The 14,743-nt window shown below is 43.4% G+C and carries 13 protein-coding genes; all 13 read right to left on the reverse strand.

What is annotated here, in order from left to right:
• Nucleotides 1-285: 285 nt before the first annotated feature.
• Complete coding sequence (locus QQL66_RS14795) at nt 286-2,757, reverse strand: DUF6160 family protein (RefSeq protein WP_284382437.1); 2,472 nt, start codon at nt 2,755-2,757, stop codon at nt 286-288.
• A gap of 9 nt (nt 2,758-2,766) precedes the next feature.
• A complete protein-coding gene (locus QQL66_RS14800; RefSeq protein WP_284382438.1) occupies nt 2,767-3,426 on the reverse strand; it encodes a hypothetical protein in 660 nt (219 codons plus the stop codon).
• An 11-nt stretch (nt 3,427-3,437) separates the two neighbouring features.
• Complete coding sequence (locus tag QQL66_RS14805; protein ID WP_284382439.1) at nt 3,438-4,652, reverse strand: hypothetical protein; 1,215 nt, start codon at nt 4,650-4,652, stop codon at nt 3,438-3,440.
• 18 nt (nt 4,653-4,670) lie between these two features.
• Nucleotides 4,671-5,552 (reverse strand): hypothetical protein, encoded by an 882-nt coding sequence (locus QQL66_RS14810; protein ID WP_284382441.1) that lies wholly within the window; start codon nt 5,550-5,552, stop codon nt 4,671-4,673.
• Nucleotides 5,553-5,807: 255 nt separating this feature from the next.
• Nucleotides 5,808-6,794, reverse strand: a complete 987-nt coding sequence (gene lipA / locus QQL66_RS14815; RefSeq protein ID WP_284382443.1) for a lipoyl synthase — start codon at nt 6,792-6,794, stop codon at nt 5,808-5,810.
• Between the two features lie 7 nt (nt 6,795-6,801).
• The gene (lipB, locus tag QQL66_RS14820; protein ID WP_284382445.1) at nt 6,802-7,455 is read right to left on the reverse strand and encodes a lipoyl(octanoyl) transferase LipB; all 654 of its coding nucleotides are present in this window, start codon (nt 7,453-7,455) and stop codon (nt 6,802-6,804) included.
• Complete coding sequence (locus QQL66_RS14825) at nt 7,455-7,733, reverse strand: YbeD family protein (protein WP_284382447.1); 279 nt, start codon at nt 7,731-7,733, stop codon at nt 7,455-7,457. The genes lipB and QQL66_RS14825 overlap by 1 nt, the downstream gene beginning before the upstream one ends.
• An 86-nt stretch (nt 7,734-7,819) precedes the next feature.
• The gene (locus tag QQL66_RS14830) at nt 7,820-8,686 is read right to left on the reverse strand and encodes an aminotransferase class IV (protein WP_284382449.1); all 867 of its coding nucleotides are present in this window, start codon (nt 8,684-8,686) and stop codon (nt 7,820-7,822) included.
• On the reverse strand, nt 8,686-9,843 hold the full coding sequence (locus QQL66_RS14835) for a D-alanyl-D-alanine carboxypeptidase family protein (protein WP_284382451.1): 1,158 nt from the start codon (nt 9,841-9,843) through the stop codon (nt 8,686-8,688). The genes QQL66_RS14830 and QQL66_RS14835 overlap by 1 nt, the downstream gene beginning before the upstream one ends.
• 61 nt (nt 9,844-9,904) lie before the next feature.
• On the reverse strand, nt 9,905-10,648 hold the full coding sequence (locus QQL66_RS14840) for a septal ring lytic transglycosylase RlpA family protein (protein WP_284382452.1): 744 nt from the start codon (nt 10,646-10,648) through the stop codon (nt 9,905-9,907).
• Nucleotides 10,649-10,650: 2 nt separating this feature from the next.
• Nucleotides 10,651-11,658 (reverse strand): lytic murein transglycosylase B, encoded by a 1,008-nt coding sequence (gene mltB, locus QQL66_RS14845; RefSeq protein ID WP_284382453.1) that lies wholly within the window; start codon nt 11,656-11,658, stop codon nt 10,651-10,653.
• Between the two features lie 74 nt (nt 11,659-11,732).
• Complete coding sequence (gene rodA, locus QQL66_RS14850; protein ID WP_284382454.1) at nt 11,733-12,872, reverse strand: rod shape-determining protein RodA; 1,140 nt, start codon at nt 12,870-12,872, stop codon at nt 11,733-11,735.
• Nucleotides 12,872-14,743: a penicillin-binding protein 2 gene (mrdA, locus tag QQL66_RS14855; protein WP_284382455.1), complete on the reverse strand. Its 1,872-nt coding sequence runs from the start codon at nt 14,741-14,743 to the stop codon at nt 12,872-12,874. Before mrdA ends, rodA begins: the two co-directional genes overlap by 1 nt.

Below are 14,743 nucleotides of genomic sequence, written 5' to 3' on the forward strand. Positions count from 1 at the left end.
CATAAAAAATTCAAAAAAACTCAAATTAATTTTAAATCGCTCAAAGAACCATCAACACCGATCAAAAAGCACTCAAAACCACCCTATCCAAAGCACAAACCTCCGACAACAACTCAACATCTGGACAATATTCGACCAGCGTAAATTTTGGCGAATACTTCTAACTTTAAACAAAGACTCAAAATAACCACCAAAAAACTAAAAACATTTCCCCATAAACGAAAAAAGACGAGCTTAGCTCGTCTTTTTCTTTACATCAGTAGACCATCTAGTACTTTTCATTTATTAACGAATAGGCGTAGCTGTAATATTTGCACGAAGACTCACATTCTCAAACTGCGCTCCGTAAAATATAGGTTGAGCACCACCCACATGATGATTCATGTTAATTCGATCAATATTTAATTGCTCAAACTCTATTTTTGTATCCACAGCAAACCCTACCGGATTTGTATAACCAGAAGCCAGTTTACTTGCCAAATCGGCGTCAGCCACCAACTCTTCCTGACCAGTAGGATCAAGCAAAACCCGTTTCAATAAACCATCAGCCTGGTCGACATCTTTCACCACGGTTTCAGCAACATCCAAACCTAGCTCTACAGTCAATCCCTTGTCATTAGTTGAAATACCTACAGCCTCAATACCAACTTTCCCATCAGGTCGATACCAAGCAATCCTTGTATCAGCATTGGGATCCATACCATTTACAATAGCAAGCTCATCAGCAGTCAAAGAATCCTTATCAACAAACTTACTGTTAATCGCTACAGTAACACCCTGATCACCACGATCCTCCCAGCGGCCACCACTCACGCCACAAGAAGTCGAATCACCTCCAGAACCACCAATACAAACACCACCAGCACCGCCAGAGCTAATACTTAGGGTAGATTCATGCTCCAGCCTTGATAAAACCACCCGCCCAAGTGAATCACCAGACTGCTTATCACCCAACCGAACATTACCAATATCCATAGTTGATGCATACCAACCGCGATTGAAAACTAAGCCATCACTAGTTACATCTAATTTCGCATCACGCATATAGATGTCATAGGTAACATCATCTAACCACAACCCCGAACGATCCTCGTCAACAGAAATACCAAAAGTCGTATCTGTCAAATGAAGATCACTATTAAAAGTTAAACCATCATTGTCAGCCCCACCAGGCAATAAGGTTACATGACCATTTAAAGTAAAATCTGCTTCCTGAAACACTTGAAGCGGCAACAACAACTCTGTCCCACCCTGTAAAGTAGCACTATTTTTATCATCACCAACTTTAAAACCATCAATACTGTAATGAGCTACCACATCTTCAAAACCAATTCGCACACCATCAAAGAAAGGATCTTCAGAAGATGGAACTGTATTATTTGCATATAGGTAATCAGCATCGATCAGATCGAAGGTTACAGCACCAGAACCATAGCTTTGAATTCCAGACACCCACACAGTATTTCCATTATCGGTATACCCGATATCTGCATTAGCCAAACTCCAGTTAGTATTAATAGTAATCCCTTGATCACCACCATACTGATTCCCCTTCGGGGTTAATTGCAGAGAGTTGGTATAAGTTGTTCCATTTATAGTTTGATCTTCAAATAAATAATCTACATGCACCGATCCAAGACTTGTTTTACCAATGTCATTTCCGGCATTGTATTCTGTCCCCATGTAGATATTTTCTACATCGATCGTTCCTTCAGAACGCTCAGTTTGAAGCCATACACTATCGCCAATAACATCAAAAGTTAGATTTGTTACTTGCGACTGATGAGTTACCCCCGTTAAAGCAACTTCATACTGTTTGCCCTGACTATCGGTATCTATATATCTAAAATCACCATTAGAAAGGGTTTGATCATAGTTAAATGTAAGTCCTTGAACAGGATCTTTACCACCCGCACTGATATATAACTCGCCATTCACATCTGCCGAAGCAGTAATCATCCCAACATTCGGTTGAGCATCCAATCCTGAATTATTAGGGTCAGATGTGAAGTTATTATTTGCCGTATCACGGGTCTTAAATTTAATTTGATCCACAGTAAGTGAAAAGTGATGATCAGGATAAGTAATCAACAACGCTTCCTGACCAGACTTGTAAGGATCATCAACTACATCAAGAGTCCAATCTGTTCCCCAATGCTCATAATCGAATGACACCATTAAGTCGTTGCCATTATCACGATAGAAAAACTCAGCACCTTTAGTAATGGGGTTTCCACTTCCATCTACTTGTACATCACCATTTTCATCACGAAGAAGACCAAAAATCCTACTATTGTAGTTTGAAACGGTCATCCCTTTACCCGCATGGTAAAGACCACCACCAGAAAACTGGAAGTAGTTTTCCATATCAAAATCTAATGCAATCGTGCCGAAACTGTTAGGCGCTGTATTGTCGGAATCAACTCTAATATCATCTACCTGCAGATGAGCCTGCTCTGCAATATGCCTAACCTGCATTTCACCGTCTGCAGTAATGTCGATCATGACATAGCCATGTGCACCCTGGGTATCATCCCCTGTTTTATGAATACTGACACCTTCAAGAGAAAGAGGATTACCATCATCGGTATAGCTCAACTGATCAATTTCAACTTTGGCATCAATCTCTACGGTCAGACCAGCCTGCCCAGTCACACCTGATAAACTATTCTCGTCCAACCATTGTAACTCTGCATGTGTATTAGCTGAAAAAGAGGCAAGAGCAACAGATAAATAAATTGGCTTTAACGTTTTCATAAAAGCTCCTTATTTGTCTGCCGTAGGGAAAATCAATAGGTTCCCAGACATATTAACTTGACCATTGATCCTCACCCCATAAATGTTCGTTTGCTGAAATGAAGCTGAATCATTTGGCGAGGCATGAGATGCATAACCAACGTTATACTGATAATCTTTGAATTTCACAGTAGATGGCAGACCAATTTCCAACACCTCTTGATCAAAAGATGCTCCATCGCCACCGAATCCATCATTAGCCCCAAGAGCTACTGCATTTGCCTCATCTACCGGCTGGCCAGAGTTATCAACCAATTGCCCTGTAACATCACGCTGGTTACCATCAATACGACGAGTACGAATGGTCAAACCTTCAAAAGACAACTCACCTTTCCAGTCATCAATTACATACCAACCATTATCCGCATTACCACCGATTTTATAAGAAAAACGAGCCCCACATCGGCTACTTGTACCATTCGCAACATCAGAACAGGTTCCATAGGTTGCATCAGAAATAGGACCACCGTCTTCGTTAAGACTAAGTTCACCAGATAAATACAAGCCACCCTGAGCTACAGCATCAGACAACTCAGCATCATCAATAGCGGTTAATTCAGCAAAAGCAGTATTTGCAGCAAGAACACATACAGACATCAATGCTGGCAAGACTTTTTTTATTCTTTTCATTGTCATCGCCCCTAACCACCAATATCGTGGGTGGTAAATTTCAAATATTGAATTTGAAGCCCTTCTAGCTTGGAAGTTCCTAAATATGTATCACCTACCTTCAAACCACCTGCGGTTTCAAAGGTAGGATTTGAAATAGTTGGATCACCAATATAGAGACTGCTTTTCGTCTTAATCCCGGGAATGGTGTCATTGTAATAATTGTCGTAAAAATCCTTCTCAGTCGCCGCCCAATCAGACGAATCAGGCTGGTCATTTAAAACGGTACTAATACGTGTCGGCTGACCTGCTGAGGTTGGAGCAGGAAGAGCTTCTACCTCTAACTGAAAATTACCGTCAGACGTCACACTTAACATGGCAGGCTGAATTTCTCCGACACCAATAATCAAGTCCATTGCTAAATGCTTAATATGCACCGCATCCCCACATTTATTGCCATCATTGCCACAGCTGGCAATAAAAACATCAGGTGTATACATATTTAAACGAATATTGGCCAAAGTAAGGTTACGCTGATCATCTGCTGATTCTGAACCTGTAGCTGTCTCATCACCCCAGAGACGAATATAGCTACCATCGAAAACAGCTTCCTTTACATAATAAGTTAATGACGTATCTGAATCAGGGGTACCTTCAAACTCTGCATCAATCTCCAAACCATAGTCGATACGCTCACCACGGAATCCGCCATCTACCGCTTCACGACTACTAAACTTCGCACACTCTGCCGCACCGGCCTTTAAACAGGGATCCATCTTAGTGCCAATCCAAACAGGATCACCTTCAATTGCCACCAAATCCGGCTGAGCTATTTCAAGCACACCTTTGTTGGGCGCACGAATATCCAGATCATCACCATCTCGCTGACTTATCTCTAAAGGATTATTTAAACGACCAATATTTACTGTAGTTGGGTTCACAATAAAAGAGGTGGTGCCATCACCATTCTCGACAAACTCGGCACTACCTTTACCACCAATAAAGAAATTATCGGCTTTAATAGTGACATCCCGACCATCAGACGTTTTAATTCCTGTAATTTGGAACAAAGCCTCTGTGTTAGTAGGATCCACTTCGGAACCCGCATGAAATGAGTAATCTTCAAGAACAATACCTAGACCAGATCCTTTAACCTCGGCCATAGCATCATCATTCATAGGAGACAGTTCAGCCATCGTTAAACCACTGAACAACAAACTTGTAAGTAACGCCACAGGTCTTTTCATTTTTATTATTCCTATGGTTTAAGGAAACAATCCTAACGCTGCATCTGTATATCGAGTCGACTCGATATTTCCACCCACGCCTGGGACACCAATAAGTGCATCTGTCGTCGAAGTCATCCCTGTTGGTAGATTAAAAAACGCGCCTTGTGTTGTTTCAATTAAACTGTTTACATCAATAGATCCATCATTAAGCGTTTTCGCCCATCCTATATCAATGTTCTGATACGACAGGAACATGTCGCCTGCCGTCGTCGAATCATTAATGTTAAGCGTCGCAAGGTTATTTAGTGAAATACAGTTAGCAGAGCAATCCCCAGCTTCACCAAGATGAGTCGCTCGAATATTGGTTGCTGCACCAGTTGAATCTAAAAGCTGGGCAGGAATAGCAGCCGTATCAGGATTGCCATCATGATCAATCATGATCTCAAAATTGCCCGTCAAAGAATTAATATTAGCAGTTAAAGCGCCTGAAACACTACCCGCACCAATACGTAACCCTACGACATCACGAACACCATTACTTTCTGAGAAAGCAAACTCCATATAAGGATCGGTAATTACAAAAGGGACATATTCATAGGTATCAGGGTCGATATAACCCAACCGCAGATTATCAATATCGATATCAGATGCAGAGGAATATCCTGCGCGGTCATACGTCCCCAACTCAAGATTATCTATCGTGGCATTGGTTTCAATAGTTGCGCCTAGTGTGACCCGAAAAAATTCATTCGTCGTTGCATCGGCCTGAACTACATCGTAATCCTCAATGGAAATCATGGCCTGACCAGCAAAAGCAGCCAGCTCGGAATCATCCACCGGAACCAATTCCGCATGTAAAGAGGTAACAAACAGACAACTAAGAATAACAGATGCACTGGTTTTCAAGACTCTGTTCATGAATTCGCTACTTAAATTATTGTTATTGTGTTTATGCGACAAACTGTCATTTTAAATCAATAACACTTTTCCGCAAGACTGATTACAGAATTCTACATTTGGAACAAAGTGTAGTAGCTAGTTAAAAACAGATGTGTGATCTCTACCCCATTTCGGGAAGATTATTGGGAATTTACGTCTAAAAGTATGGATACCCGACAGAAGTGTGTGCGATTTCGCAATTCTGTCAGGCAAAGACAATTTACAAAAGAAAGGTTAGGATACTTTCTCGCCCTTGGCTTGTTTATCTGCATGATAAGAAGAGCGAACCAAAGGACCACTCGCCACCCGCTGAAAACCAAGCTCTTTTGCGATGTTTCCTAGTTCATCAAACTCAGATGGTTCAACAAAGCGATCTACAGGAAGGTGATCTTTACTTGGCTGCAGATACTGACCCAAAGTAATCATATCAACATCATGAGCACGTAAATCTTTCATAACATCGACAATTTCATCAAATGTCTCACCCAGACCAAGCATCAACCCTGACTTAGTAAGAACATCAGGACGACGCGCCTTGTATTGCTTTAGCAAATCCAAAGACCACTGGTAGTCTGAACCAGGGCGAGATTGCTTATACAGCCTAGGCACTGTTTCAAGGTTATGGTTAAACACGTCTGGTGGCGATTGCTCCAGAATATCTAAAGCAATATCCATACGGCCTCTGAAGTCAGGAACAAGCACTTCAATTTCGATATTTGGCGAACGCTTTCGAGTCTCGTTAATACATGCAACAAAGTGAGCCGCGCCACCATCTCTTAAATCATCACGATCAACTGAAGTAACCACCACATAACGCAACCCCATATCAGCAATAGCTTCAGCCAAATGAACAGGTTCGTTCTCATCCAGTGGATTTGGTCGTCCATGAGCAACATCACAGAAAGGGCAGCGACGGGTACAGATGTCACCCATAATCATAAAAGTGGCCGTTCCATGACTAAAACACTCACCCAAGTTCGGGCAAGATGCCTCTTCACATACAGAGTGAAGCTTGTGTTCACGAAGTTGCTGTTTGATACGACTAATTTCAGGAGAAGCAGGAACACGAACGCGAATCCAATCAGGCTTTCTCGGCATTTTATCTGTCGGTATTACTTTCACTGGAATACGAGATGTCTTATCTGCGCCTCGCAACTTTTCCCCTTGAACAACCTTAGGTCGATTGGCTCTGGCTTTAGCTGATTGAGATTGCTCTGTCATGTTTACTTCAAACCTCTAACGGTAATCCTACTTCTTTTATTACATCTGAATAATCAAGCTGCTCTTTTAGACAGCACAATAACCGTGCAGCCACTTGATCCTTATCGACGTTCTCATGAAAGTTTTCCAACTGGGTCATTTGCATCCCGGCATAACCACAAGGATTGATTCTTAAAAATGGCTCCAGATTCATATCCAAATTTAAAGCCAAACCGTGAAATGATTTTCCTCTGCGAATGCGTAAGCCAAGAGATGCAATTTTTTGATCATTAACATACACACCAGGAGCATCTGCTTTTGGATAGGCGGTAATATTAAATTGAGCCAAAACATCCACGATTGCCTGTTCGATGGCTGTGACCAAGAATCTGGGGCCTATGCCTTTTCGTGCCAAATCGATCATGCAATATACAACCAATTGCCCAGGACCATGATAAGTCACCTGTCCACCACGATCCGCCTGCACAACGGGAATATCACCGGTATCCAACAGATGCTCAGCTTTACCTGCTTGGCCTTGTGTAAATACAGGATGATGTTCAAGAAACCACAACTCATCCAACGTGTCTGCTGTTCTGGATTCAGTAAAACCATGCATAGCATCACTTACTGTGCTGTAGTCTTGTAATCCTTCAAGATAACGAGCAATTAGTTTTGCCATTAAAGAACCATTCTCACCCGACTACTGCTCATAAAGGTTTCATGAATTGTTGAAAGGTGCCCTTCACTTTGCGCCACGATTTTTACTGTAATGGATAAAAAACGCCCATTCCGGCTAGGAGCAGATCGCATACCTAACAAGTCAATATCATCTTCAGGCATTAAGCCTCTAAGCGTTTCGATAACAAAGTCCTGAAAATCATGAGCATTCTCTCCAAGAACTTTAATAGGGTAACCAGGGCAGGGAAATTCAATTTTTGGCGGTTCTTGATTTTGCATTACAACTACCTTTTTTACATATCCCTCTAGTATACCTCGTGTCAGAGTGAGTATCTGCCTTTTTGAGACGAAATGTCACTTCTCAACTAAGCACAAGTACTGAACAGCTCTGACTTATGCTTCTGATACAGTTTGGCCATGCGAGTCCAGACCGGGCCAATTTTACCCGTTCCCACAGGTAAGCCATCTAATTCAGTAATGGCACGGATCTCAGCCGTGGAACTCGACATCCAAATTTCATCTGCTTCTTGTAAACGGGACAAACTAATGTCTTCCTCTAACAGCACCATCTGATATCGGGCCGCCAACTCAAAAATAAAGTCTCGAGTAATCCCGGTCAGCAAAAAATCACTCACACAAGGCGTGATGATTTGCTGCTTTTCGACAATAAAAACATTGCTGGCGGTTCCTTCTGTGACAATGCCATCACGATAAAGAATACCCTCGTCTTTTCCGGATTCAGCCACCATCTTCTTTAGCAAGACACTGCCAAGTAAGGAGGTAGATTTAATATCTCCCCGAGCCCAACGAAGATCTTCGAGCGTTATCGCCGAACAAGGCGGGTTACGCCGGGTATCTTTCTTTTGTAAGGAAATAGATTGAGAAGAAGCAAATACAGTAGGAACCAAACCTGTTGGGTAAGTATGTGATCGCTGTGCTGTAACCCCGCGGGTTACTTGAATATAGATAGATTGCTGATCACCCTCGTTTTGATCTATGAGTCGCTCAATGATAAACCGCCACTCATGCATTCCCAGAGGGTTAGGAATACCAGTCTGATCAAGACTGCGAAAAAGTCGTGTAAGGTGCTGCTCTAATCTGAAAGGCTGACGGTTATAAACCATCACTACCTCGTAGACGCCGTCACCAAAAAGAAAGCCTCGATCAAAGACCGAGACTTTTGCTTCATCTGACGGCAACCATTTACCATCAAGATAGACAATAGAAGGCATTAGTCACCAAAGAGTCCAATGAAGAACAACTTGATTGCATCCCATAATCTGGCGAAGAAGCCTGCCTCTTCAACCGGCTTAAGAGCAACCAAGGGTTTCTCGACTAGAGTTTCACCGTTAAGATCGATCTTCAAAAGACCAAGCTCCTGACCTTGCTGTATTGGAGCTTCAATGATGGTATCGACCTCTAAATTTGCTTTTACTTCTTTACGGCTACCACGAGGTACGGTAATCACAATATCATCAATGATCCCTAAAGAAACTTGGTCTTGAACACCTTTCCAGATGCGATTTCTGGTCAGTTCAGCACCGGCTTCATACAACGACAGGGTTTCAAAGTATCTGAATCCGTAGTTCAAAAGCTTTTGGGTTTCTCTTGCTCTGGCCTCTTCACTTCGAGTACCCAACACGACAGAAATCAAACGCATCCCATCTTTTTCAGCAGACGCCACTAAACAATAACCCGCTTCATTAGTGTGTCCGGTTTTCAAACCATCAACAGTAGAATCTCGCCACAACAAACGGTTTCGGTTTGGCTGCTCAATTCCGTTGTACTTAAAAACTTTCTCAGAATAGATTCCGTAAAAATCTGGGTGATCAACAATGGTATGTTCCGCCAAAATTGCCAAATCACGAGCAGACGCATAGTGTTCTTCATGCGGCAATCCGGTTGCATTCATGAAATGAGTGTTCGACATTCCCAACTCTGAAACATACTGATTCATCAAATCGGCAAAGCCCGCTTCAGAACCGGCAACATGTTCAGCCATAGCCACGCTGGCATCATTACCCGATTGAATAATGATTCCTCTCAGTAAATCTTCGACTTTTACTTTCTTACCAACTTCAATGAACATACGAGAGCCAGGCATCCGCCATGCTTTCTCACTCACCAACACTTCATCATCCAGCGAAATATTGCCACGTTGAATTTCTTCTACCGCAATATAGCTGGTCATCATCTTAGTTAGACTGGCAGGCGGTACTCGTTCATCAGGGTTATTTTCAACAAGCACTTTGCCACTGTTTGCATCCAGCAAAATATATGCGGACGCTGCCAACTGTGGTGAAGCCGGAATCAAGGTCGCAGCCAGAGACAGACTTGAAAGACAGAAGAGAAGAAAAGAAATTAGGATATTAAAAGGTTTCGCTTTCATAGCACTCATTTTTTGGTGGAAAGTTTAAAGATAAAAACAAGAATCAGAATATCAGAGGACATCAGATTCTATCAAATACCACGAGGGGTTTTAAAATGCCATTGGACTTTGCCAAGGAGATCATATCTTGGGCTTCTTTCAAAGTTTTTAAAGGTCCAATTTGTACTTTAAAAACGCCAGATTCAGGCTTTATTCTGAAAGAACTATTAGCCCATTGCTCAGATTTTTGACGAAATCGCTTCGCATTATCGAGACTTCCAAACGCGCCGATCTGCACATACCGACTAGGTTCAGCCATGTCGATTGATTCAACCACAACATGTGCTGTTCCTTTGTTGTGATAGCCTAGTTTGGCTGCAGCCGCATAAGACAAATCGATGATTCGTCCCTCATGAAACGGCCCCCGATCATTAACCCTAACCACAACCGAGCGACCATTATCAGTATTAGTCACTCTAACGTAGGAAGGAATCGGCAATGTTTTATGGGCTGCGGACATACCGTACATATCATAGGTTTCACCATTTGACGTCAAGTGACCATGAAACTTATGCCCATACCAGGACGCAATACCTTCTTCCCGATAACCATTAGATGATGGCAATACATTATAGGTTTCACCACGTACTCGATACGTCTTATTACCGCCAGAACTGTACGGCTCCCACTTAGGAACAGCATCCGGCACTTGCGACACATCCACATCAACAGAAGGGCCGTAGTCTTGCTCAACATGATACCGGGACGGTGTGGTACACCCTACCAGATAAAGAGCAATAAAACAGAACGAAACTAATCTAACCAACGTTATGACTCTTTCTTATCCTTGGAATTACGCTTACGTTCAATCTCATCGCCTAGCTGAATCACCGACATTGCGTACAAACGACTGTGATTGTAACGGGTAATCGCATAAAAATTGTTAAATCCAAGCCAAAACTCAGCCCCTAAACGTCCTTGGTACTTAAACAAGGCCGCTTTTTCCTGATCAGGTAAGCTAGCGTCGGTCGCTGGAGTCACACCATACCCAACAAGCTCTTTTATTGTTTTAGTTGGTTCAAGTGACTCATTAGCAATTGACTGATAAGCATCACCAGAAACCCTGGCACGACTGGTAATCAGACCATTACGCACCCAACCGTGCTTTTGAATGTAGTTTGCAACACTACCTATGGCATCGACGGGATTCGCCCAAATATCCTTAGAATCATCGCCATCAAAATCGACAGCATAGGACAAATAACTGCTTGGAATAAACTGACCGAAGCCCATTGCCCCCGCATATGACCCGCGAATTGTTAGTGGATCAAGCTTGTAATCACGACACATAATTAAAAAGGAAGTTAATTCACGACGAAATAGAGGACGTTTCGGGTAGTCAAAGGCCAAGGTCGACAAGGCATCAATAACACGATAACCGCCACCTTGTTTACCATACATAGTTTCAACCCCAATGATAGAAACTATGTACTTGGCTGGGACGCCATACTCGGCTTCCGCACGTTTAAGCGTTTCTTCGTTGTTCTTCCAGAAAGTTACACCACGACCAATGCGAGTTTTATTCACAAACATAGGGCGATACTCTTCCCAGGTTTTGGTTCGCTCTGCGGGTCTGGAAATGGCATCCAAAATAGATTGTTTTTTCTTTGCTTTGCCAATCAGGGTTTCTAACTCAGCACGTTCAAAGCCATGCTTTTCAACCATTTCATCAATAAACTTTACAAACTCCGGATGCTTACTGTAGTCACCAGCCCAGACACTACCACCCCAGATCACTAACCAACACAAAACAACAATACGAAATAAACGATCCATCCTGGTTCTCTTTACCCTTACCAAACAATTAAACGAATACACCCTGTGACCACTTATGATGAAATTCTATCCCTTTATTTCGTCAATAACTTTCTATGAGTATGAATTGACATAAGTACACCAAACCCCGCCATCAAGGTCAAAATAGACGTTCCACCATAACTTACCAAAGGTAACGGAACACCTACTACAGGGAGAATACCACTCACCATACCGATATTTACAAAGACATAAACGAAGAACGTCAGCGTAATACTTCCCGCCAGCAAGCGACTGTACGAGTCCTGCGCCTTAACCGCAATGTATAAACCACGTAATACGATCAGCAAATACATAGACAACAACGCCAGAACACCAAAGAAGCCAAACTCTTCGGCAAACACAGCAATAATAAAGTCGGTATGACTCTCAGGTAAGAAATCCAAATGACTCTGCGTACCGTTCAGCCAGCCTTTACCCCACAACCCGCCTGAACCGATAGCAATTTTTGACTGAATGATATTCCAGCCAGCACCCAACGGATCACTCTCAGGATCAAACAAGGTTAATACCCGTTGTTTTTGATAGTCGCGCATCACAAACTGCCAAAACGGGTAAATCAAGGCGGACACCAAACCGACAAAACCAAAGACAATTCGCCATTTCAAACCAGCCAACAGCAAAATGAAAATACCAGAGGCAGCGATTAATAACGAGGTTCCCAAGTCCGGTTGTTTAGCAATCAACCCCACAGGCACAATAATAATAACCAATGAAATAATCACGTGCTTAAAACTAGGCGGTAGTTTTCGACCAGAGAAGTACCACGCGACCATCATAGGCACAATCAATTTCATGATCTCTGAGGGCTGGAATCGAACAGACCCCAGACTTAACCAGCGCTGGGCCCCCTTCGCCCCGACACCCACTAGCAATACAGCAACCAACAAAGCAACACCAACAACATAGAAATAGGGAGACCATCGCCGCATCGTTGAAATATCAAACTGGGCAATCACAAACATGACCAACACACCGAGTAACAATCGGACGATCTGTTTTTCTACATCCTGAATACTTCCACCACTGCCACTGTAGAGCACAAACAAACCGCCGCCACAGAGACAGAACAACAAGAAAAGCAGTTGCGTATCAATATGCATTCTTAACCAAATACTCGGACGCCGGCTAAAATGAGCCGCCGCATCAGGAAGCGTACGAGAAAAATCTCTCATCAGTTGGCTTCCTCCGTTAAGTATTCGCCCAGAATATGTGCATCAAACATTTTTCGAGCCACAGGTGCCGCCGCATGGCTACCACCACCGCCATTTTCCACAAGAACGGCTACGGCAATTTGAGGATCATCAATCGGAGCAAAGCCCATAAACCACGCATGATCCCGGTGCCACTCTGAAATTTTAGACGCATCGTATTCCTCGTCTTGAGCAATACCTAACACCTGAGCTGTCCCTGTTTTCCCAGCCATTTTATATTTTGCCCCGCGACCGGAAGCTCGAGCCGTACCGCGCGAGCTGTGCATCACGTCTTTCATGGCTGCAAACATTCGATCCCAATTCTCTGGATTTTTCAGAATGATATTTTTGGCTTCGGCCCCTTGAAGGTCCGACTGAATTTGATCCCTTACTTCATTTAGATCACTGTCCATAGTCAGACGAGGTCGCACCCATTTTCCTTTGTTTGCAAAAATGGCTGTCGCAGCTGCCAACTGCAAAGGCGTCACCAACATATAGCCCTGGCCCAGTCCCATATTCAGACTATCTCCTGGGAACCAAGGCAAACCTTTCGCGCCACGTTTCCATTGACGAGTCGGTAACAAGCCACGACGCGCCTCAGAAATATCTAGACTGGTTAAATCCCCAAATCCAAACTTGGCGAGAAAATCAGACATCCGATCAACACCCAAGCGGAATGCTAATTCATAGAAATAGGTATCACAGGATTGAACAACCGCGTAACGTAAATCGACTCTACCGTGGCCACCTCGTTTCCAGTCACGGTAAATGCGTTCATCATTCTTCAGCTGATACTGCCCATAATCCATGATGCTAAAGTTCCAATCCACAACTCCGGACTCAACACCGGCTACGCCCAACATTGGTTTGATGGTGGAACCAGGCGGGTACTGCCCTTTTAGTGCTCGGTTAAACAACGGCTTCGCTTTGGAATCCCTTAATTCTCCGTAAGACTGGTGATCAATACCAAGCACAAACAGGTTCGGATCAAAACTTGGCTCACTCACCAAAGCCAAAATACCACCGGTTTTCGGCTCAATTGCCACCACAGCGCCACGACGTCCATCGAGCAGTTTGCTGGCCGTTTGCTGAAGTCGACTATCCAACGACAGGCGTAAATTTTTTCCTGGTGTTGGCGGAACCCGTTCTATCACTTTTAAGACACGACCACGCGCATCGGCTTCTACTTTCTGAAGCCCCACCATGCCATGCAACGAGCTCTCATAAAAACGTTCTACACCGAGCTTACCAATGTGATTGGTTGCCTGATAATTGGTGGCATCTACTTTCTTCAGTTCTTTCTCATTGATACGCGCCACATAACCCACCACATGTGCAAAAGGCGCACCCAGCGGATAAGAACGAACTAACTTGGCATCCACCGAAACGGCAGGATAACGATGCAGCTCTACGGCCACCGTCGCAATTTCTTCTTCGGTTAATCGGTTCCGAATGGCCACAGGTTCAAGAGGACGACGTCGCTCTTTCAGTCGACGGTTAAACTTTTCGACGTCCTTATCTGTAATTTTGATAATGTCCCGAAGCGACGCAATCAGCGCGTCTTTATCCTTCATTTTCTCGGGGATAATTCCCAAGCTGAAGTTAGGCGTATTTTCGGCCAATAACACGCCGTTTCGATCGAAGATCAACCCTCGGGTGGGCGCAATCGGCTCAACCTGAACCCGGTTTTGTTCCGAAGCAATTTGATATTTTTGAAATTCAACGACTTGCAGATGATACATCCGCAGTAATAACACAGAAATTAAGATCAGCACGACACAAATGGCAACGACAACGCGCCAGAAGAAAATCGTCGAATACTTGGAATGATCGTGTAACGAGAGCCCTTCCAT

This window comes from Litoribrevibacter albus (genome assembly GCF_030159995.1).
Lineage (GTDB): Bacteria > Pseudomonadota > Gammaproteobacteria > Pseudomonadales > Litoribrevibacteraceae > Litoribrevibacter > Litoribrevibacter albus.

Bases quoted from the DNA above. Each gene is read 5' to 3' on its own strand.
- QQL66_RS14795 (WP_284382437.1), bottom strand. From the start codon at position 2,757: ATGAAAACGTTAAAGCCAATTTATTTATCTGTTGCTCTTGCCTCTTTT.
- QQL66_RS14800 (WP_284382438.1), bottom strand. From the start codon at position 3,426: ATGAAAAGAATAAAAAAAGTCTTGCCAGCATTGATGTCTGTATGTGTT.
- QQL66_RS14805 (WP_284382439.1), bottom strand. From the start codon at position 4,652: ATGAAAAGACCTGTGGCGTTACTTACAAGTTTGTTGTTCAGTGGTTTA.
- QQL66_RS14810 (WP_284382441.1), bottom strand. From the start codon at position 5,552: ATGAACAGAGTCTTGAAAACCAGTGCATCTGTTATTCTTAGTTGTCTG.
- lipA (WP_284382443.1), bottom strand. From the start codon at position 6,794: ATGACAGAGCAATCTCAATCAGCTAAAGCCAGAGCCAATCGACCTAAG.
- lipB (WP_284382445.1), bottom strand. From the start codon at position 7,455: ATGGCAAAACTAATTGCTCGTTATCTTGAAGGATTACAAGACTACAGC.
- QQL66_RS14825 (WP_284382447.1), bottom strand. From the start codon at position 7,733: ATGCAAAATCAAGAACCGCCAAAAATTGAATTTCCCTGCCCTGGTTAC.
- QQL66_RS14830 (WP_284382449.1), bottom strand. From the start codon at position 8,686: ATGCCTTCTATTGTCTATCTTGATGGTAAATGGTTGCCGTCAGATGAA.
- QQL66_RS14835 (WP_284382451.1), bottom strand. From the start codon at position 9,843: ATGAAAGCGAAACCTTTTAATATCCTAATTTCTTTTCTTCTCTTCTGT.
- mltB (WP_284382453.1), bottom strand. From the start codon at position 11,658: ATGGATCGTTTATTTCGTATTGTTGTTTTGTGTTGGTTAGTGATCTGG.
- rodA (WP_284382454.1), bottom strand. From the start codon at position 12,872: ATGAGAGATTTTTCTCGTACGCTTCCTGATGCGGCGGCTCATTTTAGC.
- mrdA (WP_284382455.1), bottom strand. From the start codon at position 14,743: ATGGAAGGGCTCTCGTTACACGATCATTCCAAGTATTCGACGATTTTC.